The sequence below is a fragment of the Hydrogenivirga sp. 128-5-R1-1 genome (assembly GCF_000171895.1).
The window spans coordinates 21370-47112 of record NZ_ABHJ01000002.1; the positions used below are offsets into that span (position 1 = coordinate 21370).

Below are 25743 nucleotides of genomic sequence, written 5' to 3' on the forward strand. Positions count from 1 at the left end.
TTAGTTATTTTATGTCCTCCGGAGCCCTGCGTGTTCGCACAGGTGTGGACACACCTAAACTTTCAACCGCCTCCCTGAGACTGACGGGTTTGAACCCGTGCAGTTCAACGTTCACGTTAAGGCAGGGTATGCCCTTCCGATCACACCCACACATGGGTGCTCCGCCGTTGTAGTGAACGTGTCCGTGTATCAGAAGGTCGCACCCTCTCTCAAAGAACTCCTCTTCAACCCTCCTCTGTCTTTCCGGGAAGCGCTCCGTTCTCAAGTCCAGGGCTGGGTAGTGGGAGAGAAGCACCTTCAGCCCTCCAGCCTCAAGGACGAGGGAGAACTCATGAACCTCGTCAAAGAACTCTCCGAGTATGGCATCACCGAACCTGTGGTCGTGGTTTCCCATGAGGAGAACCTTCTTCCCCCTGAGCTCCTTCCAGCGTTCAAGGAAGCCCTCCGGATCGTAAAGCTGCCAGGTGAAGTCCCCAAGGTGGTAAAGGATATCCCCATCGGAGAGGGTCCTTTCAAGCTCCTCCAGTATAAGCTCCTCAAAGTGTGGCTTCCTTACGAGGGGGTTCAGCTTGATTATATTGGTGTGGTAGAGGTGCGTGTCCGAGATGAAGTAGATCATTCCAGCTTGCCCAAGTGTATGAGAAGAGCTGTTATTGAGGCAGGCGTTATGCCGTCTATCCTCGCAGCCTGTCCGACGGTAAGGGGCTTCATCTTCTTCAACTTCTCCCTCGCCTCGTTGGTGAGTCCGTGAACGCTGTCGTAGTCTATATCTTCCGGTATCCGTATGTCTTCAAGCCTCTTGAGCTTCTCGTTGAGCTTTCTCTCCCTCTCTATGTAAGGCTCGTACTTGAGCTCTATCTCCACCTCCTCACGCACGTAGGGGTGCTCGGGGATTTCGTAGCCCAGCTTCTCTCTTACGTCCTCTACGGTATGGTTGGCTGTGAAGAGGGTTGCCACCGTATAGCTCCTCGTATCCTCGCCCACAGCCACGGAGACCCTTTCCCTCCTGTAAAACTCCTTCCAGCGTTCTATCTCCTCCTGAAGTTCCCTCACGAGTTTGAACTGCTCGTCGTTGAGCAGTCCAAGACGATGACCTATCTCGGCGAGCCTGAGAATGGCGTTGTCCTGCCTGAGGTATAGTCTGAATTCAGACCTTGAGGTGAAGAGTCTGTAGGGCTCAAGGACTCCCTTGGTGGTAAGGTCGTCTATCATTACCCCTATGTAGCTCTCGTCCCTCCTGAGGTATATGGGTTCTCTGCCTAACGCCCTCAGGGCTGCGTTTATCCCAGCCACTATCCCCTGCCCCGCTGCCTCTTCGTAGCCGGTGGTTCCGTTGAAGTTCCCCGCATGGAAGAGTCCTCTGATCTTCTTCGTCTCAAGGGTCGGGAACAGCTCCGTAGGTGGAACGACATCGTACTCTATGGCGTACGCGGGGCGGACGAGCTCCACCTTCTCAAGTCCCGGTATAGAGCGGTACAGCTCCCATTGGACTTCTTCGGGCAGGGAGGTAGATAGCCCGTTGGGATAGACCTCTATGGTATCCAGACCCTCGGGCTCAAGGAATACGGTGTGCCTCGGCTTGTCAGGGAACTTTACGACCTTGTCCTCTATGGAGGGGCAGTACCTCGGACCCACGCCCTTTATGAGTCCCCCGTAGAGAGCGGTTTTGTCAAGGTTTTTTCTTATTATCTCGTGGGTCTTCTCCGTCGTGTAAGTCATCCAGCAGTCCACCTGTTTCTTCCCCGCTTCAAACCAGTAAGAACCTACCGGCTCCGTCCAGAAGGAGAACTTGGGTGGTGGGTCGTCTCCCGGTGCTCTCTCCAAGGCTGAGTAATCTATAGTTCTCCCATCAAGCCTCGCAGGTGTGCCCGTCTTGAACCTCAGGAGTGGGAAGTCGTGCCTTTTGTAAAACTCAGCCAGGCTCTCGGAACGTGGCTCCCAGGCTCTCCCCGCAGGGAAGGTCTTATCACCTATGTATATCAGCCCGTTCAGAAATGTGCCCGTGGTTACCACCACAGCCTTCACTCTGTACTCTATTCCCAGCTTGGTCTTTACCGCTACGACCTCGTTTCTTGCGTTCAGGAGTATATCAACCACCTCGTCCTGCTTTATGTGAAGGTTTTCCTGATCCTCGCAAACCTTCTTCATGTACTCCCTGTACCTCTTCTTATCAGCCTGTGCCCTTGGTGATTGGACAGCCTTACCCTTACGGGTGTTGAGCATCTTGAACTGAATCCCCGTGTTGTCTATCGCCCTGCCCATCTCACCTCCGAGGGCATCTATCTCCCTTACAACTATGCCCTTGGCTATGCCACCTATCGCCGGATTACAGGACATCTGACCTATGCTGTCCGCGTTCAGGGTGAAGAGGAGCGTTTTAGCCCCCATCCTCGCGGAGGCAAGGGCAGCCTCTATGCCCGCGTGACCAGCCCCTATAACGGCGACTTCAAACTCTTCCACCAGCATACCAAGGTTAAAAATATATGCCGCTGTATGTGGTGTGATACACTTTAAAGAACCACTAAAAAGGGAGGTGGAGACATGAGAAAGTTTTTAATGTTCATAGCAGGAGCGGTAATGCTTTCAGGGGCGTCCTTTGCCGTAAACAAGAGCAATACGGGTTGCGGTCTTGGATACGTGGCTATGAAGGATCAGGAGGGCGTCGTATTTGAGGTTCTCGCCGTAACCACCAACGGAACTTCCTTCAACCAGACCTTCGGCATAACCTTCGGAACCCTTGAGTGCGAGAAGCCCGCCAAGTTCGTCGGGAACGAGAAGCTTCACAGGTTCGTCTCCGAGAACATGGACGAGCTCGCCCAGGACATAGCGAGAGGTGAGGGAAGGTACGTTGAAACCCTCGCAGACCTGATGGAAGTCCCAGCCGAGCAGAGACCCGAGTTCTACACCAAGCTCCAGCAGAACTTTGAGAGGATATTCCCCTCTGAGAGTGTAAGCTCAGCCCACGTCATAGACGCTATTGCTACCCTGTAAGAAACTCCTAAATCTATTACTCGTACTTCTCATAATCACCCCCTCCTACGGAGGGGGTCTCTCAGAATACGAAGGGAAAGTCTGGAAACTACTGCTCCACTTCAGAGACGGGGAGAGCTCCATAGACGACCCCGAATTCTTCCTTGATCCCCAGGGGAAGCGTGATCCCTGGAAGGAGCTTGAGACAACCGTCAGGGCGCTCAAAGAGAATCCCGCCCTGAGGTGCAGGTTTCCAGCCCGTGCCTTTTTCTTAGAAAACTATCTGGGTATGTCGCTACCGGAGATGGAGTGCCCGGAGCTCCGTCAGTTCCTCTCGGAGCTGAAGGGGAGTCGTCTGAGCCTGGTCTTTGCTGACTCCCACATAAATAGCCCCGCTTCCATGTTTGGGCACACCTTTCTGAGGATATACGAAAAGGAGGGTGACCTCTTCTCTTACATAGTCAACTACGCAGCCAAGGTGGATGACTCAAACGCCCTGCTGTACGCCTTCAAAGGATTGTTCGGCTACTACAGAGGCGTTTACTCCGTTGCGCCCTTCTACGCAAAGATACGCGAGTACTCGGGTATAGAGGGCAGAGACCTGTGGGAGTATGAGGTTGAAATCGGAGAAAGGGAGCTCAAACTGTTCAAGCTCCACCTTTGGGAGCTCAAGAACACTTACTCTTACTACTACTTCTTTCACGAGAACTGTTCAACGGAGGTGTTTTACCTTCTCAACTTCGCGAGACCCGAGGAAGAACTCGGGCTGAAGACACCCTGGACTGTCCCCGTGGACACGGTTAAGGCTCTGTTCGCTGCGGGCACGGTGAAGAGGATCAGCTACGAGCCCTCCCTGCTGAGCAGGCTTAAGTCCAGAGTTAAGTTCCTCTCTGAGGAAGAGTTGAGGGTCGTGCTGAAATGGGCGACGGGAAACGAAAGATTACCAGAAGACGGTGACCACCATCTCTACGAGTTCGCCTCCGACTACGTGCGTTTCCTCTACTACGGGAGGGCGATGGACAAGAACGCTTACAGAAGAAAGTTCCTTGAAGCGCTCAGGCTGAGGAGCAGGGTAGGAAAGGCAGAGGATATAGAGTTCAGGGGAGAGCCTCCCCACAGCTCCCACGGCTCCCAGAGGTTCTACCTTTCCGCCGGTTTTCGGGAGGGAGATGGCTTCCTGGAGGTTGCCTACAGACCCGTCTATCACGACCTCTTGGATCCTCCGGGCGGCTACAAGAGAAACGCGGAGATAGTGTTCTCCGAAGTGGCTCTTAGGTTCTTCCCCGACAGGCGGAAGGCTTACCTGGAGAGGTGGAGATTAATAAGGATCACCTCCGTTGAACCCCTCCTTACCTTTTACAGACCCCTGTCCTGGAAGGTTGACTTCGGGGTTTACCGCATAACAGACCCCGAGGGCGAGAGGAGAGCCCATATATATCTGAACAGCGGCGGTGGATACACCTTCCCTCTGGGAAGTTTATCTCTGTTCATACTCCCCGAGGCGAGGGCTTTCTTCAGGGACAGGGCTGTGGTAGGGGCAGGCGTTCAGGCGGGAACGCTCCTTCAGGGGAACACCCTATCCCTGCTCCTGACAGCTACGGGGGGTAAGTACCTGTATAACTTTGAGAGGGAAGAGTACCTCCAGGTGAAGGGAGGACTGAACCTCCACCTGTCCGAGAGGGTATCCTTAAGGGGTGAGGGTCTTTACGATAAGGTCGGTCGGGTTGAGAGCAGCGAGGTCTCTATCTCTGCTCTTCTTTACTTTTAGCCTCCTTTCCTGTGCTGGTTTCTTCTTCTATCCTGAGAAGGAACTGAAAGAAAACCCCTACCTCAAGCTCTTTGAACACGAGAGCGTGTTCTTTGAGTCCCGCGACGGAATAAGGCTACACGGGCTCTTTATATACACCGAGGGAGAGCCAAAGGCTACTGTGGTCTTCTTCCACGGAAACGCCGAGAACCTGAGCACCCACCTGAACGCAACTCTGTGGCTCGTTAAAGTCGGGTACGACGTTTTCGTATTTGATTACAGGGGCTACGGGCTCTCTGGGGGAGAACCCACTCTGGAGGGCGTCCACCTTGACGGGCTCTCAGCCTTAGAAACCGCCTACAGGAGGGGCAGGAGCACAAGGCTCGTGGTGTTCGGGCAGAGCCTCGGGGCGTCCGTATCCGTTTACTGCGTAGCAGTCTCTCCAGTGAAAGATAAGATCAAACTTTTGGTGTTAGACAGCCCCTTCGCAGGCTACGAGCTCATACTCAAAGAAAAGCTGAGGGCTTCGTTGATCCTGTACCCTCTCTCCTTCTTCACGGGACTGTTGATAGACGGCAGATACAGCCCCTTGAGGTGGGTCGCAGGGGTGAAACCCGTTCCCGTAGTTCTCCTACACGGCAGGGCTGACAGGATCATAGGGCACCATCACAGCCTGCTCCTATCGGAGAGGATAAGCTGGCGCAGGTGGCTGATCCTCACGGAGGCAGGACACACGCTATCCCTCGCGGACCCACAGGTGCGCAGAAAAGTTCTTGATATCATAGAGGAAGTGCTGGAGCATGACGAAGAGAAAGAACGTCTCTCTGAGAGTTCCCCTTGAGCAGGTGGATAGGGTAAAGGAGCTCCTTGAGAGTGAAGGCTTAAGGGAGAGGGAGGTTAAGAACACCCTTTGGAGCTATGAGGGAGAAGGGGTATACCTGAACATGTACCCTTCCGGTACACTCCTGATACAGGGGAAGGGTGCGGAGGCTTGGGCGGACAGAATCCTTGAAAGGATAGAGGCTCCGGAAGGACCCCTTGCGGGGTGTGATGAGGTAGGTAAGGGAGACCTGTTCGGACCCCTCGTCCTGTGCTGCGCCGTTGTGAACCCGGAGAACTTCAAGAAGGTTCTGAGCCTGAGCCCGAAGGACTCCAAGAGCATGAAAGACGATGAGCTCTTAAAGAGAGCCGAGAAGTTAAAGAAGTACGTTAACCGCAGGTGCATAGTCCTGATGCCCGAAAGGTTTAACGAGTTATACAGGGAATACGGAAACATAAACCGCCTGATGGACGACGCCTACAGGAAACTTGTCCAGTCTATCGTCAGGGATTTCAGACCCGTCAGGGTAGTCATAGACAGATACTCTTTCAGAAACCCTTTTCAAGACATGGGTGTTGTTGACTTCCTTGAGAAAGGTGAGAGGGACGTTGTTGTCAGCGTGGCGAGTATGCTCGCGCGGGCCAAGTTCCTTGAGAAGCTCAGGGAGCTTGAGGATAATTACGGATTAAAGCTACCGAAGGGGGCGAGCTCCGAGGCTAAACGTCTTGCCCAGAAACTTAAAAGAGAAGACCCAGAGCTCGCCAACACCCTGATAAAAAGCTCCTTTAATGGTGGGTAAAAGTACCTTTTATTGTCTGCTTAGTTTCCACAGATTAAGTTTTGCGTATAGAACCTGTCCAAAGGGGGGTAGATATGAGGTCTCTTTTTCATTCCATAGCGATTTTAGGGTTCTTAACCGTAGTATTTGCCGTGCCCGCACCTCCAGACCTCAAACACGTAGAAGTCCAGCCAGACGGGACGCAGATAACCTTGATACAGTGGGGTGACGAGTTCATACATGGATTTGAGACGGAGGGTGGCTACACGGTGGTAAAGGACGCGAACGGATACTACGTTTACGCCGTGCTAAATGCGAACGGGTATATAGTCCCTTCCCAGAACAGGGTGGGGATTGACCCGCCTCCCAACGTTAAAAAACACCTCAGACCCACAAACGAGGCTACCGTGCTGAGTATAAAGTCCCTGAGAAGCCAGATATACGCCCAGGTGGTCAACCCAGCGGGCACGGGTAAACTTCCCGTGGTACTGATCAACTTTAAATATACTCAGGCAATCTACCAGTCATCCGACTTCACGGACCTTATATTTGGTAATAGCGGTAACTCCTTGAAAGATTACTACCGAGAGGCTTCCTACAACGCCTTTACCCTTGATGGAGAAGTGTTCGGCTGGTACACAGCTCTACAGAACCACGATGACTACGGTGCGGACTCTCAAAGTAACCCGGATAACAAAGACTTAAGAGTCAAGGAGCTTATAAGGGAAGCTGCACAGCTTTCAGACCCGGACATTAACTTCGCCCAGTACGATACGGACGGAGACTGCTACGTGGACATGTTTGCTGTGATACACCAGGGTAGAGGACAGGAAGAGTCCAATAACACCAACGATATATGGTCTCATAAGAGTGGACTGTCTCCTGAATACGAGACTTCGGACAGCTGTCCTTCTGGGGGTTACATAAAGGTAAGAGACTACATAATAATGCCTGAGACCCTCGGCAACAACAACGATATTACAACCATAGGAATATTTGCTCATGAATACGGGCACGCTCTCGGACTTCCAGACCTGTACGATACGGACGACACGTCAAGGGGTATAGGAAGATGGGGACTGATGGGCTACGGCTCATGGAACGCCAAGCCTTCTGGACTTATAGGATCAAGTCCTGCCCATCCCTCCGCGTGGAGCAAGGCGAAGCTCGGCTGGATTACACCCCAGCTTGTATACACGGCTGCGTCAAGTATGGTTATAGAACCTGTGAAAAATAACAAGAACCACGTATTTCAGTTTATCGTTGGGAAGGTAAACGAGTACGGGGAGTACTTTCTGGTGGAAAACAGGCAGAAGATAGGATTTGATGAAGGGTTGCCTGAAGAGGGGCTCCTTATATGGCATATAGACGAGAGCGTATCAAATAACAGAAGCGAGTGCGAATTCAACCATGGCAGTTCATCCTGCAGCACAAGCCATTACAAAATAGCCCTTGAACAGGCGGACGGAGCCTTTGACCTTGAGAAAAAGAACAATATGGGGAATCCGGAAGACGTATTTCCTGCGAACGTTCAGGGATTTACTATTGACTCTTTTAGAAGTAGTACCACTCCATCCAGTAAGTTCTACGACGGGAGCTCTTCAGGTGTGGACATAAGGAACATAAGACGCGACGGGGACAACATAGTTATGGACGTGATAAGTCCGGGGAACTACCCCGACATAGCCGTATCCCCTCTGGAGCTTGATTTTGGCGTGGTAGGAATTGATGACGAGTACCTGTCGGTAACCGTGAGGAACGACGGGAACTACAAGATGAAAATCAGTGGCATAAGAATATCCGGTTCAAGTATCTTTGAGAACAACTACACCTCAACCTGTTTTGTAGGAAAGTTCCTTGCTCCCGGGGAAAGCTGTATCGTTGAGGTGAAAGCCCAGAACAGGAACAACCTTGGAGCCCAGAGGGGAACTCTAACCATAGAAACTGACGACCCCGATGAGCCCTCCGTGGGCGTGGCTCTGCGCAGTTCAGCCCTGCCCGTTGAGAGTGGTGGTGGGTGCAACTCACTTCCAGGACACACCTATATACTGGTCGTAGTTGTGTGGCTACTGAGAAGGTTCCTGCTCAGGCTTACTCAATCCTGACGTTTATCTCTTTCCTCTGCCCGCCCCGGAGCACCACAACCCGGAGGCTGGGCTCGTTCCTCAACACCTGAAGTATCCTGAAGGCGTCCTCCCCACTCTTTATGGTCATGTTGTTTATAGAAACGAGGATATCTCCCTTTCTTAGACCAGCCTTGTAGAACAGGCTTCCGGGCTTTATCCACTCAAAGATGAAGCCTTCCGTTCTGCCGTTCTTAACGTAGGGCACGAGCCTTATCTCTCTGAACATCACACCCGGGTCCTTCGTTATCCTCTCTATCTCCCTCCTGGATATCCTCAACCCCGAATCTCCGTAGGATACAGGGTGAGTTCCCACGGATATACTTCCCCTCTGCCTCTCAACCTTCAGTCTGAACACCCTTCCACCCACAACCACCGTTGCAGAGTTTCTGGACACGCTCTTGAGCCTAACACCCTTCTTCTCCTTTCCCTCCTCAATTATCAGGCTCTTGCCATCTACCTCTATAAGGGCGAGGCTCTTTATACCCACGGCGGTTCCCAAGAGCTTTACGTTTTCCGGAGCCGTGTTCCCCTCGGGACGAGAGGAAACCTCCTCAATCTTGGGCTGAGGGAAAACCCTGCTGAAAGCCTCCTTTATAGGAAGTTCGCTCGGCTCTTCCCTCCTAAGGTGGGGAACCTTCACCTCTCTGAAGGCTTCCTTGAATACTACATAAAGACCTGCGGTCGCCAACAGCGTTGAGAGAGAAGCGACAAGAGGCAGGGAAAGAAGGAGCCAGTTCATTCTTCTTCTCCTTGCAGTTGTAAAATCCCTTTATAAGGTAAGAGATCGCTCTTGAAAACCTGCATATATTGAGACAATATACGAACATGAGACTTCAACGAACCCTTAAACTCGTCATCAAACCTACCGAAGACCAGAAACAAATACTCCTTGAAACTATTGAACAATATAAGCTTGCCTACAACTACGCCTGCAAGATAGGATGGGAAGCCCAAACCTGGAACGGTGTTCAACTCCACAACCTTACCTACTACACCGTAAGAGATAAAACATCCCTCCCTTCCCAGCTCGTTATCTCTGCAAGAGTCGTAACTACAGAAAGCCTTAAATCTGCCATTAAGAGAGAAAAGAAAGGTCTTAAAAGTAGATGTCCTCAAAGCAACAACCCAGCTATCCGCTACGGTAAACGCTCTTACAGCGCCTGGCTGGATAGAGAGGAAGTTTCCCTTGCCACTATCAGAGGTAGGCAAAGGTTCAAGATAAAAGTTCCCGACTACTTCAAACAATACCTTGACTGGAAGGTTGCTTCTGCAAACCTCAAATATGACAAAAAGCTTAAAAAGTTCTTTCTCAATGTAACCGTAGAAAGGGATATCTCTGATGTGGGAACCGCGGAATTCTTCGTGGGTGTTGATCTTGGACTCCGTAAGCTTGCCGTGGTTTCTACTTCTGATGGAAGGATAAACAAGTTCTTTGATGGAGGATATGTAAGAGCCGTATCTGAGAAGTATCAAGCCCTCAGGAAGCGCCTGCAGTCCAAAGGCACTCCTTCTGCTAAGAGACACCTTAAAAAGCTCTCGCAGAGGGAGAAACGGTTCAGGACTGCGATAAACCACAAAGTGGCTAAGGAGGTAGTAGAGCTTGTTCCTGCTGGCGGGGTAATAGTTCTTGAGAAGCTCAAGGGGATAAGGAAGAGAGTAAAAGTCGGTAAACAAAACAGACGATGGATACACAGCTGGAACTTTGCCCAACTTCAGAGGTTTATAGAGTACAAGGCTAAGGCAAAAGGAATAAAGGTAGTCTATGTGGATGCGAGATATACCTCTCAGAAGTGTAGCAAGTGTGGGCATATATCCAAAAAGAACAGGAAAGGTCAAGCACACTTTGTATGTGAGAGGAGTGGCTATCAGCTTAATGCCGACCTCAACGCCGGCAGGAACATAGTTAAGAACTATCTGGCTTCCCTTGAAGGGAAGTCGGGGCACGGAGAGGCAAGTCCCTCCGTGTGGGACGCTGTCAACCGTGCCGATGTAGGAAGTGTTGGCTGTGCTATGCATGGCTAACCTTACCTGCAAGCTCCTTCATCAGTAAGGAGCAGTTGACTATATTATTATCTTATGCCAAAGAGATACGAAGCCGTAGTGATCGGAGGCGGTGGAGCCGGACTCCGTGCCGCCATAGAGATAGCCAGAGACCCCGATATAAAGGTAGCCCTCGTATCAAAGGTCTACCCCACACGCTCCCACACTGGAGCTGCACAGGGGGGCATGAACGCCGCCCTTGGAAATGTTGTACCCGACGACAACCCAGAAGCCCACGCCTACGATACCATAAAGGGTTCCGACTTCCTCGCCGACCAGGATGCCGTATTCTTCATGACCGAGAACGCCCCCGAGATAGTCTACGAGCTTGACAGGTGGGGTGTTCCCTTCTCAAGGCTTGAGGACGGCAGGATAGCCCAGAGACCCTTCGGTGGCGCGAGCTTTCCCAGGACGGTTTACGCTGCGGACAAGACGGGTCACGTTCTCCTGCACACCCTATACGAGCAAGCTCTATCCAAAGACAACATAGACTTTTACAACGAGTTCTTTCTCCTTGACCTTATACACGACGGCGAGAGGGTCAAAGGAGTGTCCCTGTACGACATAAAGAACGGAGACGTGGTGGTTCTCCAGACTAAGGCGGTGGTTCTGGCTACGGGTGGGTTCGCAAGGATATACTGGTTCAGAAGCACCAACGCCATAGGCAATACAGGGGACGGGCAGGCTGTAGCCCTAAGAACCGGAGTTCCCCTGAAGGACGTTGAGTTTATCCAGTTCCACCCTACGGGTCTTGCAAAGACGGGAATACTCCTCTCCGAGGCGTGCAGGGGAGAGGGAGGATACCTTATAAACAAACTGGGCGAAAGGTTCATGAAGAGGTACGCCCCCGAAAAGATGGAGCTCGCCCCCAGGGACATGGTGTCAAGGGCTATTGAGTACGAGATAATGGAAGGAAGGGGCATAGGAGAGGGTGCGAAAGCATATATCTACCTTGACCTTAGGCACCTGGGTGAAGAGAAGATAAACGAGCGGCTACCCCAGGTGAGACAGCTCGCCATAGACTTTGAAGGCGTAGACCCCGTCAAAGACCCTGTACCCATAAGGCCAACCGCCCACTACTGCATGGGTGGCATACACGTAACCGACTACAGGAGTTCCGAAACACCCCTGAAGGGTCTGTACGCGATCGGGGAGTGTGCCTGCGTCTCCGTCCACGGGGCTAACAGGCTCGGTGGGAATTCCCTCATAGAGCTCCTCGTCTTCGGTAAGTTCTGCGGTGTCCACGTCAGAGATTTCGTCAAGGAAAACGATCACCTTGATATATCCGAAGGTGAGGAAAGTTCAGCCAGCAAGTTTATAGAGGAGCTCATGGGCAGGGAGGGTAAGGAAAGCCTCGCAGAGCTCAGGAGTCAGATGGGAGAGGTAACGTGGGCTAAGATGGGCATATTCAGGGACGAGAAGTCCCTCAAGGAGGCTTACGATGAGCTCTCTGAGCTCCTTGAGAGATGGGAAGAGGTGCCAGTGGTTGACAAGTCAAGGGTGTTCAATACTAACCTCGTAGAGCTCTTGGAGCTCAGGAACATGCTTGAGCTGGCGAGGGCTGTTGCCTTCGGTGCGCTCCACCGCAAGGAGTCAAGGGGTGGACACAGCAGAGAGGACTACCCGGACAGAGACGACGAGAACTTCCTGAAGCACTCCCTCATATACTACGAGAACGGCGAGCTGAAGATAGACTACGCGCCGGTCAGGATAACCAAGTATCAGCCGGCGGAGAGGAAGTACTAAGCCTTTATGTGGCGGAGGTAGTCCTTTATACCCTCCTCAAGGGTGTATTCGGGGTCGTAGCCCAGCTCGCTCTTTGCCCTGCTTATATCAGCCTCCGTATGCTCCTGGTAGAAGTCGTAGGGGCAGTCAAAGTACTCGGTCTCAAGGTCGGTTCCGAGCTCTCTGTTAAGTATCTCTATTATTTCGTTGAAACTACGGGCTACGCCCGTGGCTACATTAAACACACCGGACACGTCCCTCTCAAGGGCGAGTAGGTTCGCTTTAACCACGTCCTTTATGTAAACGAAATCCCTCCGTTGCTCACCCCACTTGAATATTCTCGGCTTCTGTCCGTGCATCATCTTCACAGCAAGCTGGTATATCATGCTGGCGGTCTTGCCCTTGTAGCTCTCCCTGGGTCCGTAAACGTTGAAGTATCTGAACCCCACGACCTTTAGCTCTGGGTAGCGTTCCAGGTAATCACGGGCTATATAGTCCATCATCAGCTTTGAGAAGCCGTAAACGTTCTCGGGCTCAAGCCCAGAGTCCTCCCTCATCGGAGGCACCGTATTTCCGTAAACGCCCGCCGAGGAAGCGTATATGACCTTTGCTCCCCACTCAAGGGCTGAGTCAAGGATGTACCTGAAGCTGTCGGCGTTGGTCTCCATCATGAGCTTCTGGTCGGTTACCGTCGTGTCCGTTATCGCCGCCTCGTGGTATATGACGTCAAAGGCGTGGCGTCTCCTTAGTTCCTCCCAGAGTTCCCTGTCCCTTATGTCCCCGGTTATGACCTCACCCCTGAAGCCTATCAGGTTCTTGAAGTGTCCAGAAGAGAAGTCGTCAAGCAGATACACCTTAGCCTGGGGGTATTTCTCCTGAAGGGCGAAGGCTATGTTTGAGCCTATAAAACCTGCTCCTCCCGTTATCAGGACACGCATGGGTGAATATTATCTTATATTTTCTTCAATGGGGCTGCTCCTTTCACTTTTGCTGTTTTCTCTCTCGGTCTTTGCATACGACTGCGTGGTTGAGAGGGTGATAGACGGAGACACCTTCCTGTGCTCGGGGGAGAGGGTGAGGCTTATAGGTGTGGACACCCCGGAGAGTTCACTGAACAGGCGGGCTTTCAAACAGAGAGAGTTCGGCACACCCATAGAGGTGCTCAGTCTGGGTGCAAGGGCAAAGGCTTTCGTGGTCAGGCTCATTCCTCCGGGGACGAGGGTCAGGCTTGAGTTTGACATAGAGAGAAGGGACAGGTACAGTCGTCTGCTGGCTTACGTTTACCTGCCCGACGGCAGGATGTTGAACGAAGTCATACTGATGAACGGATACGGAAGTCTGCTGACCATTCCACCGAACGTCAAGCACGCGGAACGTCTCAGAAGAGCCTACCGCTTCGCGGTGAGAGAAGGTAGGGGAGTGTGGGCTAAACCAAGGCACGAGAGGCGTGTTGAAGATAGATACAGGTGCGGTCGCAAGCTTTACTGCTCCCAGATGAGCTCCTGCGAGGAAGCCCTCTTCTACCTGCGTAGCTGCGGGCTGAAAAGACTTGACGGCGACGGAGACGGTATCCCCTGCGAACGACTCTGCGGTAGATGAGCTTATAATTTTATTCATAAGCGGGCGTAGTTCAGTGGTAGAACGCCTGCTTCCCAAGCAGGAGGTCGCGGGTTCAAGTCCCGTCGCCCGCTTTACTTACCCCAACCCTGTAGAAGGAATTACCCAGAGCCTTAAATTCATAACGTAAGGTGAAGGTACTCTTACCCCTTCTGGTTTTACTCCTGACCTTAGGTTGCGACCGGAAGCTGCCCGAGAGGAACGTCTCCGGGATAGAGTGGAGGAAAGAGTACCATAGCGCTCTTAGGGAGTCTGAAAAAAGAGGCAGACCTGTATTCCTGTACTTCTCAGCCCTGTGGTGTAGCTGGTGCAGGGAGTACGAGAAGGAGCTCTCCAGAGTGGCACCTTACATATCAGGCAACTTTATCCCCCTCCTTCTGGACAGCGACAGGGACAGAGACCTATTCCTGAGCTTTGGGGGGAGGGGAACGCCCTTCACCGTAGTCCTTAGCCCGAGGGGCAGGGTGCTGCTCAGCTTCCACGGTTCCGTCAGAGCGGAAGACCTCAAGGACATTCTCTCCTTAAGCCCTTCAGGGAAGTGTCCAGCCCACGGAGAGGAAGGAGGTCTTCACCCTAAATAGGGTGGACGAGAAGACCTACAACCTCTTGCTCAATTTATACCTGAGAGATCTTGAGAGCAGGTACGACCCGTCCTTTGGAGGATTCTCTTCGCCCTCGGAGGGAGGGAGCCTGTTCAAGTGGAGCACGCCTCTGACGTACGCTTACCTTCTGGACATAGGGACGATGGAGGAAGAGGTTCTCTTCTCCCTGAAGAAGGACATAGAGTTCTTATACGATCCGGTGGACGGTGGCTTCTTCAACTTCTACGACAGGACACGAGCCTACGAGTTCTACTTTGAGACCTCCAAGTCCCTCAGGGTAAACGCGCTCATGGTCACAGCTCTCCTAAGGGCGTACGAGAAAACCGGCGAAGAGGAGTTCCTCAAAACCGCACTGGGCACCCACAGATACTTGATCTCCTTTTTATATCACCGCGGTAGCGGTTGCTTTCTGAACGCTCAGGTGTCCGACCCGGACTACTACAACCTCTCGCCGGAGAGGAGACGCAGGAGGAAACCACCACCCACGGACACTGCCCTAATCGTGGAGGACAACGCCAAAGCCATCTTAGCCCTCCTTGAACTCTACAGGATAACCGGTAAAGAGAGTTTTAAGAGGACAGCCTTCGGCTGTGCAGAGTATATCACAGATAACCTGCTTACCCCTGAAGGGCTTTACAGATACCTTGACGTTGAGAACGGGAAGAGGGGGCTGTTAAACATGGGAAGGGATATAGGCTGGTTTGCCATAGCCTTACTCAGGCTATCAAAGGAGGAGCCCTCTTACAGAGAGACACTGCTGAAAGTCCTTGATATGAAGCCTTCCCACGAGGACTGGGTCTATTGCTCCATGGTAGCCTATGTCCTTTCCAACCTTGATAGGGAAAGGGCTCGCAGACTTCTGGAGGGGACGGATGTAGTCCTCTCCTACCAGAACCCCGACGACATGGTCTTCCTGCTCAAGGTTCTTGAAAATCTGATTGAAAGGGACGAGATATAGTCTATTATTATCAAACATGGAAAAGGTATATATATACGACACAACGCTTAGAGACGGCTCGCAGGCTGAGGGTGTGAACTTCTCCCTTGAGGATAAGTTGCGTATAGCCCAGAAGCTTGACGAGTTCGGTATAGACTACATAGAGGGAGGGTGGCCCTACGCCAACCCCAAGGATAACCTCTTCTTCCAGAAGATAAAGGACGTGAAGCTCAACCATGCAAAGCCCGTGGCTTTCGGTTCAACGAGGAGACCTAATAAGTCTGTGAAAGAGGACAAGCAGATAGAGGCTCTCATAAAGGCTGAGGTTCCGGTCATAACCATCTTCGGGAAAAGCTGGGACTTACACGTGACGGACGCCCTCAAGACCACCCTTGACGAGAACCTGGAGATGGTTTACGAGTCTGTGGAGTTCCTGAAGAAGTACGTGGAAGAGGTGATATTTGACGCCGAGCACTTCTTTGACGGATACAGGGCTAACCCCGACTACGCCCTCGCCGTCCTGGACTCTGCGCTCAGAGGAGGGGCGGACTGGGTCGTCCTATGTGACACCAACGGAGGCAGGCTACCCCACGAGGTTCATGAGATAACCACCGAGGTGGTGAAGAGGTTCCCCGGGGCTAAGGTGGGGATACACGCCCACAACGACTCGGAGACCGCCGTTGCCAATTCCCTCATGGCTGTCCTTGCCGGTGCGAGGCAGGTTCACGGGACTATAAATGGCATAGGCGAGAGGACTGGGAACGCCAACCTCTGCTCCATAATACCCAACCTTCAGCTCAAGCTGGGCTTTAAAGCGGTTCCCGAAGATAGCCTGAGGAGGCTTACCGAGCTGGCGAGGTTCGTTGCTGAGCTCTCCAACATGCCACTGCCGAGGAACATGCCCTACGTGGGTGAGAGTGCCTTTGCCCATAAGGGTGGTGTCCACGCCTCCGCGGTAATGAAGAAGTCTATGACCTACGAACACATAGACCCTGAACTCGTGGGCAACAGGAGGAGGATAACAGTTTCAGACCTTGCAGGCAGGAGCAACCTCCTGTACAAGCTAAGGGAGTTCGGTATAGAGGTGGACGAGAGGTCACCCGAGTTACTCAAGCTCATAGAGAAGATAAAGGAGTTAGAGAGTGAGGGCTACCACTTTGAGGCTGCGGAGGCTTCTCTGGAGCTCCTCTGCAAGAGGCACTTTGGACTGGTGAAGGACTACTTTGACTTTGACGCCTACAGGGTTCTGATAGCCAAGAGGAGAAACGACGATATACCGACCTCCGAGGCGACCGTCAGGCTCGGCGTGGGTGGTGTGGACGAGCACACCGCAGCCCTCGGGAACGGTCCCGTAAGCGCCCTGGACAGAGCCCTCAGGAAAGCCCTTGAGGAGTTCTACCCGAATCTCAGGGACATGCAGCTGATAGACTACAAGGTCAGGATAATAAACGAGTCATCCGGCACATCGGCAAGGGTGAGGGTGCTGATAGAGTCCGGAGATGACAGGAGGAAGTGGGGAACTGTGGGCGTTTCAGAAAACGTTATAGAGGCTTCCTGGATAGCCCTCAGGGACGCCTTCGTTTACAAACTCATGAAGGACGAGGAGGGCGCAGGTTCTTGATGCTCTCCATGATCTCCAAAGCCGCCCTCCTGTAGCCCTTCAGGTTGTCCTCATACCCGGCGTAGAGTTTAGGTCTTCCTATGTAGACCTCTATGGGGTGTCCCGGTTTTGGAAACCTCTCCCCTCTGGGGAATACCCTGTCGGTTCCCTCAATCAGGACGGGCACAACCGGAACCCCGCTTTTCACAGCCAGCAAGCCAACGCCAGGCTTCGGTCTCAGGAACTCCCCGGGTCTCGCCCTCGTCCCCTCGGGGAATATGGCAACCTTACAACCTCTGTGAAGGAGCTCAAGGGTCATCTCCAGAGTGTCCACATCGCCCGAACCCCTCTTTATGGGAACAGCCCTCATGTGTCTTATGATCCAGCCTAAAGGTGGTTTGAAGAGCTCCTCCTTGGCGAGGAAGACGAGAGGCTCAGGAAAGGCTGAGTTAAGAACGGGAGGGTCAAGATGACTCCTGTGATTGGAAGCGACTATGTATGAACCCCTTCGGGGTAGGTTCTCGTCACCAAAGACCTTTACCTTGAACACCTTTTTGAAGAGGGGCTTGGCTACCGGGCAGAGGGGCTTTATCAGGAACTCCCCCACCGGCGTGCTCGGGCAGCTCACCTACTCCTTCCTCTCAACCTTTTCCCTGAGGTGCTCTATAAACTCCTCAAGGCTCATGCTTCCCAGATTGCCCTCCTTCTTGCTACGGACGGACACGGTTCCAGCTTCCACCTCCCTATCACCCACAACGAGGACATAGGGTATCTTCATGAGCTCCGCTTCCCTTATCTTGGCGTTCATCCTCTCGTCCCGTTCGTCCATATCCACCCGGAAGCCCTCTTCCTGGAGCCTTGAGAGAACCTTCCTTCCGTACTCAAGGTGCCTGTCCGCTATGGGGACTATCCTCGCCTGAGTGGGTGAGAGCCAAACCGGTAATAGCCCTGCGTAATGTTCAAGGAGTATGCCCGTGAACCTCTCTATGGATCCCAAGAACGCCCTGTGGATCATGTAGGGTCTGTGTTTCTTGTTGTCGGGTCCCACGTAGGTCATGTCAAAGCGTTCGGGGAGGTTGAAGTCAAACTGAATGGTGGAACACTGCCAGAGCCTACCTATGGCGTCCCTTATCTTCACGTCTATCTTGGGTCCGTAAAAGGCTCCGCCGCCCTCGTCTATCTCGTAGGTGTACCCGAGATCTTCCACCGCCTTCTTGAGGGCGTTCTCCGAGACCTCCCACTGCTCGTCCGAACCTATGGCGTCCTCGGGTCTTGTGGAGACGTATATCTTGAAGTCATCAAAGCCGAAGTCCTTGAGCATTGAAAGGGCGAGGTCAAGGGTATCCCTTATCACCTCGTCAACCTGTTCGGGTGTGCAGATTATGTGGGCGTCGTCCTGAGTGAAGCCTCTCACCCTCAGAAGTCCGTGAAGGACTCCCGACATCTCGTATCTATAAACGGTGCCCAGCTCCGCGAGTTTCACGGGGAGATCCTTGTAGCTCCTTACCTTGCTCTTGTATATGGCTATGTGGAAGGGGCAGTTCATAGGCTTCACGTAGTACTCCTCTCCCTCCATCTCCATGGCTGGGAACATGTTGGGTTTGTAACATTCCAAGTGTCCGCTTATCTCCCAGAGCTTGGACTTACCCACGTGTGGGGTATAGACGAACTGGTACCCTCTCTTTATGTGCTCTTCCTTCCAGTAGTCTTCAAGAACCTTGCGGTAGATAGAACCTCTCGGTAGCCAGAGAACGAGTCCTGCTCCCACGTTTTCGTCTATCATGAAGAACTCAAGATCCCTACCCAGCTTTCGGTGATCTCTCTTCTTAGCCTCCTCGTAGAACCTGAGCCTCTGCCTCAGCTCCTTGTCCGACCAGAAAGCCATTCCGTAGATTCTGGTGAGCTGGGGCTGGTCTGCCTTCCCGAGCCAGTAGGCTCCCGATATGGAGGTGAGCTTGAAAGATCCAGCCTTTCCTGTAGAAGGCAGGTGGGGTCCTCTGCACAGGTCTATGAAATCTCCCTGTTGATAGACGGATATAACGTCCTCGGGAGATATCCTCTGGATTATGTCTATCTTGTACTTCTCCTTGAGATCGTTAAAGAGCTTTATAGCCTCGTCTCTCTCCAGCTCCTTGCGGAGTATGGGGTAGTCCCTCTTGATTATCTCCCTCATCTTCTCCTCTATCTTGGGCAGGTCTTCCTCCGTTATCCTGTGCCCTTCCACTTCAACATCGTAGTAAAAGCCCTCTTCCGTGGTGGGTCCCACACCCAGGTGAACCACCTCCGCGCCGTAAAGCTCCTTGAGCGCCTGTGCCATTATATGGGCGAGGGAGTGCCTCATGATCTCAAGGCTCTCTGGGTCGTTCTTATATATGGGCTTTATCTCTCCACCTTCATTTATGGGTGTCTGGAGGTCTATTATCCTGTCCCCCAGCTTTCCTCCAAGGGCGTCCTTTATACCCGCTTTCTCAAAGATCTCTCCGAGGGTCGTGCCCTTTTCAACCTCAACCTCCTTGCCTTCTATAACAACCCTGACTTTATCCTTAACCTTCATAGTTTCCATATTTTACTATTTATCTCAAGAAAAACACTCCAAGACTCCTTCCGTAAGGGAGGAGATACGGAGTGTCGCCCGCAAGGGCGTTAAAATATAGATATGACGGCTGTAAAAAGTCTAAGATGCTTGGTAATAACGTTAAACGACCTACCTCCAGAATACAAAGTAGTCTTAGGTCACCTCACCTACCATTCAGGTAAGCTCTACAACCAAGCTCTGTATCTTCTCAAAAACAAGCTCGCCAAAGTGAATATGTTTGACCTCTACAATAAATTAGGTTCCTCAATCCACCTAAAATCCCTCCAATCCCGCTCAGCCCAGATAGTCCTTGACGAACTCGTAAGGGCATACAAGAATTGGTTTGACTACCTCAAAGACCCTCAGAGGTTCAAAGGACAGGAGATAAAACCTCCCAAATTCAGACACAAGAAGAGACCGCATAGAACCCTTACATACGACAGGACAGGATTTAAGATAGTAGGAACCAAGATAAGGCTCTCCATTTCCAAAGCACTAATAACGTGGCTCAAAGAAAAGCACGACATACACGTCAAGTATCTGTGGTTAGAAACAGGGCTTGAGCTGGAAGAGAAACTCATAAGGAACGTCCAGATAGTCCCTAAAGGACAAGAGTTTGAGCTTCACGTAATCTATGAGAATGAAGTAGAGATAAAAGAGCATGAGGGTAACAAGGTAATGACCATATACCCTAACTCAGGGAACTTCATGGTTGTAGGTATAGAAGGAGTAAAAACTCCCTACATAATAGATGGAAGAGGGCTAAAGTTTTTGCTTAGGAAATACTTAAAGAAGATAGCAAAGCTCCAAGGCAGAAGAGACAATCTCAAGAGTAAAGGGCTACCACACCACAGGGTAGAGGAAAGGATAAACAAGCTATGGATAAAAATAAAGAGATTACTAAGACACTATGCACACACGGTATCCAATCTCATACTTGAACTTGCACTCAAATACGGAGTCAGGGAAATCTACGTAGGAGATGCGGTAAAGAACAAGAACAGGGAAAGCGACTTAAGCTCAGTAGCAGACCAGATATGGAGTTTGCTACCACATGGGAAGGTGAAGGAGTATCTAGAATACAAGGGAGAGGAATATGGGATAGAGGTTGAGTATGTGTCAGAGGCATACACTTCAGGAGTGGACTCTACATTGAGCTGTGGAGTTAGCAAAGATAACTACACTCCTGAAGCGAGAATAGAGAGAGGGCTTTTTAGAAGCTCACTTGGTCTTCTTAACGCAGATGCGAATGCGGTAAGGAATATGCTCAATAGGCTTGGGAGGTTTGACCTGACGACTGCTCTGGGGAAGCCCGTGAGATTGAGGGTATTTTGCAAGCTTAAGGGAAGTAGCTCCACCATACCTTTGTATGTAGGTATGGGCAGGAGTAGGGGCATAGTGAACCTGCCCGTTGTGGTAAGGGACACTATGAGTGTCCAAACCCACACGAAGCTCCGTCCGTAAGGGCGGAGAGGTTCACAGACCTTTTAGAAACCGAATATACATTAAAGGGGGGTAGATATGGGTGCAGGCTTATTAGCTCTACTATTCGCGGTGATAGTTTCCTTTTCTCAGACGGTTATAGAAGCCCACAAGGGTGCTGTGAGGGACGTTGACCTCGCGGGCAAGTTCTTCGTCACATGCGGAGACGACGGCTTCGTTAGGGTATGGACTCTGCAGGGAAAGAAAATCCTAGACATCAAGAGCCACAACGGACAGGTTCTGTCCGTGGCTATAAACAAGAGAGGATTTATAGCCTCCGCCGGCGATGACATGCTCATAAAGGTCTGGAGGCTTCCTACGGGTAAGCTCGTAAAGGTTTTAAAGGATCACGAGGAGTACGTCAGGGCTCTCGCCTTCTCGCGGCACGGCAGACGGCTCGCTTCGGGAGACGACCTCTGGGAGATAAGGCTCTGGAACGCTACCGACTGGAAGCTCATAAACAAGTTTGAGGGACACAGCGGCTGGGTGTTCTCAATAGACTTCTCTCCAGCCGAGGACATTTTTGCCTCCGCCAGCAAGGACACCACGGTGAGGCTGTGGTACCCCGACGGCTCATCGGTAGTCCTTGAAGGGCATGAGGACTACGTGTACGATCTCTCATTCTCACCAGACGGGAAGCGCCTCGTCTCCGTTGGGAACGACGGTTACCTTATAGTCTGGGACGTGTCCGCAAAGCGTGGGCTGTTCAAGGTGAAAGCTCACGAGGGTGCTATATACACCGTCCACTACTCGCCAAAAGGTGGACTCATAGCCACCGCCGGGTTCGATCCCGTCATAAAGCTGTGGAATGCCAAGGACTTCTCCCTCGTGGGCACGCTGAGGGGACACAAGGGTGCTGTGCTCAGGCTCAGGTTCTCTCCTGACGGCAGGAGGCTCATATCGGGAGATGACAGGGGCAGGGTGATAATATGGGACATCAGGTAGCCTCTACCCCCTCTCAAGCTTGGCTGCAACCGCTATAAGGAGTTCTCTTATCCTTTCAATTCCTCTCTTTGGGTTTCCCCTTATCTCCTCGTAGTTCTCTCCCACCCTGTAGTAGAGGTCAAGGAGCTCGTAGTCATAGTTGGAGGCTATCAGGAGGCTTTCAAGGAACTTCCTGAGCCTGTAGTTTATCTCCTCAACCTCCTTTCTCCCGGGGCTCTGGAGGGAGTCTACCTCCTCCATGAGCTGGTATAGTTCCTCTAACTTGAGACCTTGCTCCTCCATAGCTTCCCTCCCGTTGTCTTTTAGGTCAAAATATAATCTTCTTTCATGAGAGCGGTAGTTCAAAGGGTGGAGGAGTCTTACGTAAAGGTTGATGGAAAGGTTGTGGGAAGGATAGGCAGGGGGCTGAACGTACTCCTCGGTGTTAAGAAGGGCGATACGGAAGAGGACATTGACAAGCTCGTGCGAAAGATAGCAAACCTCAGGATATTTGAGGACGAGAGGGGAAAGTTTCAGCACTCGCTTCTGGACATAGGAGGGGAGGTTCTCGTAATCTCCCAGTTCACCCTCTATGCGAGCGTCAAGAAGGGGAGAAGACCGAGCTTTGAACTCGCTGAGGAACCTGGCAGGGCTGAGGAGCTGTACAACAACTTCGTTGAGAGGTTCAGGAAAGAGGGGGTTAGGGTTGAAACTGGTGTCTTTGGGGCTATGATGGATGTCTTCATAAGAAACTGGGGACCTGTAACCATTGTTGTGGATTCTGAGGAGCTGTAAACCTATCTTAAATTCTGGAGGGTGGTCATGGAAGAGAAGAAGAGAACGATACTTGAGTGCATCGGACCCTGCATACAGAAGATCAAAGAGCACGAGGAGCTGAAGGAGCTCTACAAGAAGCTCGCGGAGAAGGAGGAGAAGAAGGTATCGGAGATACTGCCCGAAAAGATAGAGGACTACCACCAGAAGATGAAGAGCTACATAAAGGAGCTCGTTGAAGAGATAAAGGCGAACAGGGAGGTGTACGAAAGCCTCAGTACAGGAGAACAGAAGGAGGAGGTCAAGCAAGACCTTGAAGACCTTGAAAGGGAACTCTTCTGCTGTATCTTTGAGCTCTTTGAGCTTTACCACTACTTCAGAACCCTTGAGGAGCTCTCAGACCAGCATATAGAGCAGGCTCTAAACATACCGGGAAGGCTTGTATATGAAATACTACTTGAGCTCAAAGGCGCTTGTTAGTCTACTTTTTCTTGGGGCACTCTTTGTGGCGGGGTGCACTTCATACGTTGGAGGATCGTCACCCGAAGAGGTTGTTAAGCTGTATCACTCCCTCCTGTCCTCCGGTGATGTGAAGTCAGCCGCCGGGCTCAGATACAACCCTGCCGGGGAGTGGGGTTACATGAAGGAAGCTCTCGGAGCTGCGGTAGTCCTTGCCCTGATGAGTGTTGTTATAAGACTCACGGGATTGAACCCCTTCAGCACCATGCTAAACTGCTGGCTGATAGAGAACTTTGTCTCCCCAGAGAACAGGAAGTACGTCCTTTACGCCGTAGGCGTCCTATTCATACTTACAGCCGGAGGTATTTACTTCTTCCTGACCACCTACCTGCACAGACTCATGGTGAACGCTGACAGGATAGCCTTTGAGAACACGGAGATAGAGATACTTGAGACGGAGATGCTCGGAGATAGAGCCTTTGTCTATTACGTGCTGACACTGCCCGACGGTCGTGAGGTGGAGAGGAGAGCCGAGCTCTGGAACAGGGACGGAAAGTGGCTTATAAGAAAGCCCTGAGCTCTGTATAATATATGTATGGTAGAGGTTGATAAGTTTTTAAAGGAAGGCTTGACCTTTGACGATGTTCTTCTCGTTCCCGACTACTCCGAAGTCCTGCCCCACGAGGTGGACGTTTCCACATACATAACCCGGAAGATAAGGCTCAACATACCTATAGTCTCAGCGGCGATGGACACGGTCACGGAGGCACGCCTTGCGATAGCCTTAGCCCGAGAGGGTGGGCTGGGCGTGATCCACAGGAACATGCCGATAGGGGAGCAGGCTCGGGAGGTTGAAAAGGTAAAGAAGTCGGAGAGCGGGATGATACTGAACCCCGTTACGGTGCGTCCGGAAGCCTCCGTCAGGGAAGCCCTTGAGATAATGGAGAGGTACAAGATATCGGGTGTCCCGGTCGTTGACGAAGAGGAGAAACTCGTGGGGATACTCACCAACAGAGACCTGAGGTTCATAAAACCCTCGGACTACGACAAGCCCGTAACCCAGTTCATGACCAAGGAAAACCTCGTAACGGCGGAGGAGGGGATAGGTCTTGACGAAGCAACCGAGCTCCTCCAGAAGTTTAAGGTGGAGAAGCTCCCCATAGTTGACAGCGAGGGCAGGATAAAGGGGCTCATAACCATAAAGGATATAGTTAAGAGAAAGCAGTACCCCAACGCCTGCAAGGATGAGATAGGCAGGCTCAGGGTGGGCGCCGCCGTGGGAACGGGCGAGGACGCCCTTGACAGGGTCTCAGCCCTCGTTGAAGCCGGGGTTGACCTCATAGTGGTTGACACCGCCCACGGGCACTCCAAGAGGGTTCTGGAAACGGTCAGCAAGGTCAAAGCCAGGTTCCCGGAGTTGCAGGTCGTCGCCGGGAACGTAGCCACCGCCGAGGGAACGAAGGCGCTCATAGAGGCGGGTGCGGACGCTGTAAAGATAGGGGTCGGTCCCGGGTCTATCTGTACGACCCGCATAGTTGCCGGCGTAGGAGTTCCCCAGATAAGTGCGATAATGGACGCTTACAGCGTGGCGAGGGAGGAAGACATACCCGTTATAGCGGACGGCGGCATAAGGTACTCGGGAGACATAGTTAAGGCGCTCGCCGCCGGGGCTAACGTTGTCATGTTGGGCAACCTGCTGGCGGGAACGGAGGAAGCTCCCGGAGAGACTATATACTACCAGGGAAGGGCTTACAAGGTGTACAGGGGCATGGGTTCCCTCGGCGCCATGGTATCAAGGCACTCCTCCGACAGGTACGGGCAGGATAAGCTTGAGAAGTTCGTTCCCGAAGGAATTGAGGGAAGAGTCCCTTACAAAGGCAGGCTCAGTGAGATAATATACCAGCTCGTCGGAGGGCTCAGGTCTGGCATGGGCTACACGGGTTGCAGGACGGTGAAGGAACTGCAGGAGAAAGCTAAGTTCGTGAGGATAACGTGGGCAGGCTACAGGGAGTCTCACGTCCACGATGTCCAGATAACGAGGGAGGCTCCCAACTACTGGGTGGAGTGAGGATATGCATTTCAGAGAGACAGACCTTCCCGGCGTTGGTAAGAGGTACACCCTTGAGCTGGAGGACGGAGGGGAACTCACCCTAATAATCCACAACACGGGAAGGAGGGAGATATACATAATTGAGGACGAGGAGGAAGAGCCCACCTGCGTGATATCCCTTACCGAGGACGAGGCGAAGGAGCTCGGCTTCCTTCTCGCAGGGACAACCTACCAGCCCGTAGCTCCAGAGAAGATGGAGCTCATCATGAAAGAGATGGTAATGGAGTGGGTAAAGGTGGGAGGTGGGTCTAACCTCATAAATAAGACGATAGCTGAGGCTCAGATAAGGAAGAAGACGGGTGCTTCCATAGTCGCGATAATAAGGGACGGGGACATGCTCGTGAATCCTGACCCCAACGATACAAGGATAGTCAGCGGAGATATACTTGTCGTCGCAGGAACGAGAAAACAGATCAAGAACTTCCTTGAGTACTGCGGAGACTGCTCAACCTGAACG

25 protein-coding genes and 1 tRNA gene are annotated in these 25743 nt (G+C 52.1%); 19 read left to right on the top strand and 7 right to left on the bottom strand.

What is annotated here, in order from left to right; all coding sequences use genetic code 11:
• Positions 1-4: 4 nt before the first annotated feature.
• Entirely contained in the window at positions 5-619 is a 615-nt protein-coding gene (locus HG1285_RS14930) for a metallophosphoesterase family protein (protein ID WP_008286238.1), read from the bottom strand.
• Positions 616-2466, bottom strand: a complete 1851-nt coding sequence (gene mnmG / locus HG1285_RS14925) for a tRNA uridine-5-carboxymethylaminomethyl(34) synthesis enzyme MnmG (protein ID WP_008286239.1) — start codon at positions 2464-2466, stop codon at positions 616-618. Before mnmG ends, HG1285_RS14930 begins: the two co-directional genes overlap by 4 nt.
• Positions 2467-2541: 75 nt before the next feature.
• Here mnmG and HG1285_RS14920 point away from each other — a divergent pair, with 75 nt between their 5' ends.
• From HG1285_RS14920 to HG1285_RS18660, 5 genes are all read left to right on the top strand, one after another.
• Entirely contained in the window at positions 2542-2991 is a 450-nt protein-coding gene (locus HG1285_RS14920) for a DUF3015 family protein (RefSeq protein WP_032496327.1), read from the top strand.
• A complete protein-coding gene (locus tag HG1285_RS14915) occupies positions 2978-4738 on the top strand; it encodes a DUF4105 domain-containing protein (protein ID WP_008286241.1) in 1761 nt (586 codons plus the stop codon). Before HG1285_RS14920 ends, HG1285_RS14915 begins: the two co-directional genes overlap by 14 nt.
• Positions 4665-5558, top strand: a complete 894-nt coding sequence (locus HG1285_RS14910; protein WP_083793024.1) for an alpha/beta hydrolase — start codon at positions 4665-4667, stop codon at positions 5556-5558. Before HG1285_RS14915 ends, HG1285_RS14910 begins: the two co-directional genes overlap by 74 nt.
• A complete protein-coding gene (gene rnhC / locus HG1285_RS14905) occupies positions 5518-6336 on the top strand; it encodes a ribonuclease HIII (protein WP_008286243.1) in 819 nt (272 codons plus the stop codon). The genes HG1285_RS14910 and rnhC overlap by 41 nt, the downstream gene beginning before the upstream one ends.
• Positions 6337-6410: 74 nt before the next feature.
• Positions 6411-8420: a M6 family metalloprotease domain-containing protein gene (locus HG1285_RS18660; protein WP_008286244.1), complete on the top strand. Its 2010-nt coding sequence runs from the start codon at positions 6411-6413 to the stop codon at positions 8418-8420.
• On the opposite strand, the gene gspC is transcribed toward HG1285_RS18660, so the two are convergent.
• Entirely contained in the window at positions 8407-9180 is a 774-nt protein-coding gene (gspC, locus tag HG1285_RS18665; protein ID WP_008286245.1) for a type II secretion system protein GspC, read from the bottom strand. The two genes, HG1285_RS18660 and gspC, sit on opposite strands and share 14 nt — an antisense overlap.
• 86 nt (positions 9181-9266) lie before the next feature.
• Here gspC and HG1285_RS18080 point away from each other — a divergent pair, with 86 nt between their 5' ends.
• Both HG1285_RS18080 and HG1285_RS14900 read left to right on the top strand, forming a co-directional pair.
• Positions 9267-10463, top strand: a complete 1197-nt coding sequence (locus HG1285_RS18080; protein ID WP_198005417.1) for an RNA-guided endonuclease TnpB family protein — start codon at positions 9267-9269, stop codon at positions 10461-10463.
• Positions 10464-10517: 54 nt separating this feature from the next.
• On the top strand, positions 10518-12227 hold the full coding sequence (locus tag HG1285_RS14900; protein WP_008286248.1) for an FAD-dependent oxidoreductase: 1710 nt from the start codon (positions 10518-10520) through the stop codon (positions 12225-12227).
• Here the strand turns inward: HG1285_RS14900 and rfaD are convergent.
• Positions 12224-13144 carry an ADP-glyceromanno-heptose 6-epimerase gene (gene rfaD, locus HG1285_RS14895; RefSeq protein WP_008286249.1) on the bottom strand — a complete coding sequence of 307 codons (921 nt, stop codon included), beginning with the start codon at positions 13142-13144 and terminating at the stop codon, positions 12224-12226. The genes HG1285_RS14900 and rfaD overlap by 4 nt on opposite strands.
• Between rfaD and HG1285_RS17150 the strand changes: the two genes are divergently transcribed.
• The 5 genes from HG1285_RS17150 (at position 13143) to cimA (ending at position 16983) form a co-directional block, all read left to right on the top strand.
• A complete protein-coding gene (locus HG1285_RS17150; RefSeq protein ID WP_050777661.1) occupies positions 13143-13805 on the top strand; it encodes a thermonuclease family protein in 663 nt (220 codons plus the stop codon). The two genes, rfaD and HG1285_RS17150, sit on opposite strands and share 2 nt — an antisense overlap.
• A gap of 20 nt (positions 13806-13825) precedes the next feature.
• Positions 13826-13897 (top strand) — tRNA-Gly (locus HG1285_RS14890).
• Positions 13898-13954: 57 nt separating this feature from the next.
• Entirely contained in the window at positions 13955-14404 is a 450-nt protein-coding gene (locus HG1285_RS14885) for a thioredoxin family protein (RefSeq protein ID WP_008286252.1), read from the top strand.
• A 1-nt stretch (position 14405) separates the two neighbouring features.
• Entirely contained in the window at positions 14406-15383 is a 978-nt protein-coding gene (locus tag HG1285_RS14880) for a hypothetical protein (protein ID WP_008286253.1), read from the top strand.
• Positions 15384-15399: 16 nt separating this feature from the next.
• Positions 15400-16983: a citramalate synthase gene (cimA, locus tag HG1285_RS14875; RefSeq protein ID WP_008286254.1), complete on the top strand. Its 1584-nt coding sequence runs from the start codon at positions 15400-15402 to the stop codon at positions 16981-16983.
• Here cimA and HG1285_RS14870 read toward each other — a convergent pair.
• Together HG1285_RS14870 and thrS are read right to left on the bottom strand one after the other, a co-directional pair.
• Positions 16952-17590: a lysophospholipid acyltransferase family protein gene (locus tag HG1285_RS14870; RefSeq protein ID WP_008286255.1), complete on the bottom strand. Its 639-nt coding sequence runs from the start codon at positions 17588-17590 to the stop codon at positions 16952-16954. The two genes, cimA and HG1285_RS14870, sit on opposite strands and share 32 nt — an antisense overlap.
• Complete coding sequence (gene thrS / locus HG1285_RS14865) at positions 17591-19516, bottom strand: threonine--tRNA ligase (RefSeq protein ID WP_008286257.1); 1926 nt, start codon at positions 19514-19516, stop codon at positions 17591-17593.
• A gap of 129 nt (positions 19517-19645) precedes the next feature.
• On the opposite strand from thrS, the gene HG1285_RS14860 reads away from it, so the two are divergent.
• Together HG1285_RS14860 and HG1285_RS14855 are read left to right on the top strand one after the other, a co-directional pair.
• Positions 19646-21001, top strand: a complete 1356-nt coding sequence (locus HG1285_RS14860; RefSeq protein WP_008286258.1) for an RNA-guided endonuclease TnpB family protein — start codon at positions 19646-19648, stop codon at positions 20999-21001.
• A gap of 57 nt (positions 21002-21058) precedes the next feature.
• Positions 21059-21964 carry a WD40 repeat domain-containing protein gene (locus HG1285_RS14855; RefSeq protein ID WP_008286259.1) on the top strand — a complete coding sequence of 302 codons (906 nt, stop codon included), beginning with the start codon at positions 21059-21061 and terminating at the stop codon, positions 21962-21964.
• A gap of 3 nt (positions 21965-21967) precedes the next feature.
• On the opposite strand, the gene HG1285_RS14850 is transcribed toward HG1285_RS14855, so the two are convergent.
• Positions 21968-22246 carry a hypothetical protein gene (locus tag HG1285_RS14850; RefSeq protein WP_008286260.1) on the bottom strand — a complete coding sequence of 93 codons (279 nt, stop codon included), beginning with the start codon at positions 22244-22246 and terminating at the stop codon, positions 21968-21970.
• Positions 22247-22291: 45 nt separating this feature from the next.
• On the opposite strand from HG1285_RS14850, the gene dtd reads away from it, so the two are divergent.
• From dtd to HG1285_RS14825, 5 genes are read left to right on the top strand one after another with little or no spacing between them, the layout of a single operon-like run.
• Positions 22292-22738: a D-aminoacyl-tRNA deacylase gene (dtd, locus tag HG1285_RS14845; RefSeq protein ID WP_008286261.1), complete on the top strand. Its 447-nt coding sequence runs from the start codon at positions 22292-22294 to the stop codon at positions 22736-22738.
• A gap of 27 nt (positions 22739-22765) precedes the next feature.
• Positions 22766-23197: a hypothetical protein gene (locus HG1285_RS14840; protein WP_008286262.1), complete on the top strand. Its 432-nt coding sequence runs from the start codon at positions 22766-22768 to the stop codon at positions 23195-23197.
• Positions 23163-23753: a hypothetical protein gene (locus tag HG1285_RS14835; protein WP_008286263.1), complete on the top strand. Its 591-nt coding sequence runs from the start codon at positions 23163-23165 to the stop codon at positions 23751-23753. Before HG1285_RS14840 ends, HG1285_RS14835 begins: the two co-directional genes overlap by 35 nt.
• An 18-nt stretch (positions 23754-23771) precedes the next feature.
• Complete coding sequence (gene guaB, locus HG1285_RS14830) at positions 23772-25244, top strand: IMP dehydrogenase (protein WP_008286264.1); 1473 nt, start codon at positions 23772-23774, stop codon at positions 25242-25244.
• A gap of 4 nt (positions 25245-25248) precedes the next feature.
• Positions 25249-25740 carry a cation:proton antiporter regulatory subunit gene (locus HG1285_RS14825; RefSeq protein WP_008286265.1) on the top strand — a complete coding sequence of 164 codons (492 nt, stop codon included), beginning with the start codon at positions 25249-25251 and terminating at the stop codon, positions 25738-25740.
• Positions 25741-25743: the final 3 nt, after the last annotated feature.

What these genes read in the sequence shown, in the direction of transcription:
- rnhC (WP_008286243.1), top strand. Translation starts at nt 5,518, where the DNA reads ATGACGAAGAGAAAGAACGTCTCTCTGAGAGTTCCCCTTGAGCAGGTG.
- mnmG (WP_008286239.1), bottom strand. Translation starts at nt 2,466, where the DNA reads ATGCTGGTGGAAGAGTTTGAAGTCGCCGTTATAGGGGCTGGTCACGCG.
- HG1285_RS17150 (WP_050777661.1), top strand. Translation starts at nt 13,143, where the DNA reads ATGGGTGAATATTATCTTATATTTTCTTCAATGGGGCTGCTCCTTTCA.
- gspC (WP_008286245.1), bottom strand. Translation starts at nt 9,180, where the DNA reads ATGAACTGGCTCCTTCTTTCCCTGCCTCTTGTCGCTTCTCTCTCAACG.
- guaB (WP_008286264.1), top strand. Translation starts at nt 23,772, where the DNA reads ATGGTAGAGGTTGATAAGTTTTTAAAGGAAGGCTTGACCTTTGACGAT.
- HG1285_RS14850 (WP_008286260.1), bottom strand. Translation starts at nt 22,246, where the DNA reads ATGGAGGAGCAAGGTCTCAAGTTAGAGGAACTATACCAGCTCATGGAG.
- HG1285_RS14900 (WP_008286248.1), top strand. Translation starts at nt 10,518, where the DNA reads ATGCCAAAGAGATACGAAGCCGTAGTGATCGGAGGCGGTGGAGCCGGA.
- HG1285_RS14920 (WP_032496327.1), top strand. Translation starts at nt 2,542, where the DNA reads ATGAGAAAGTTTTTAATGTTCATAGCAGGAGCGGTAATGCTTTCAGGG.
- HG1285_RS14840 (WP_008286262.1), top strand. Translation starts at nt 22,766, where the DNA reads ATGGAAGAGAAGAAGAGAACGATACTTGAGTGCATCGGACCCTGCATA.
- dtd (WP_008286261.1), top strand. Translation starts at nt 22,292, where the DNA reads ATGAGAGCGGTAGTTCAAAGGGTGGAGGAGTCTTACGTAAAGGTTGAT.
- thrS (WP_008286257.1), bottom strand. Translation starts at nt 19,516, where the DNA reads ATGAAGGTTAAGGATAAAGTCAGGGTTGTTATAGAAGGCAAGGAGGTT.
- HG1285_RS14930 (WP_008286238.1), bottom strand. Translation starts at nt 619, where the DNA reads ATGATCTACTTCATCTCGGACACGCACCTCTACCACACCAATATAATC.
- HG1285_RS14825 (WP_008286265.1), top strand. Translation starts at nt 25,249, where the DNA reads ATGCATTTCAGAGAGACAGACCTTCCCGGCGTTGGTAAGAGGTACACC.
- HG1285_RS14855 (WP_008286259.1), top strand. Translation starts at nt 21,059, where the DNA reads ATGGGTGCAGGCTTATTAGCTCTACTATTCGCGGTGATAGTTTCCTTT.
- cimA (WP_008286254.1), top strand. Translation starts at nt 15,400, where the DNA reads ATGGAAAAGGTATATATATACGACACAACGCTTAGAGACGGCTCGCAG.
- HG1285_RS14835 (WP_008286263.1), top strand. Translation starts at nt 23,163, where the DNA reads ATGAAATACTACTTGAGCTCAAAGGCGCTTGTTAGTCTACTTTTTCTT.
- HG1285_RS18660 (WP_008286244.1), top strand. Translation starts at nt 6,411, where the DNA reads ATGAGGTCTCTTTTTCATTCCATAGCGATTTTAGGGTTCTTAACCGTA.
- rfaD (WP_008286249.1), bottom strand. Translation starts at nt 13,144, where the DNA reads ATGCGTGTCCTGATAACGGGAGGAGCAGGTTTTATAGGCTCAAACATA.
- HG1285_RS18080 (WP_198005417.1), top strand. Translation starts at nt 9,267, where the DNA reads ATGAGACTTCAACGAACCCTTAAACTCGTCATCAAACCTACCGAAGAC.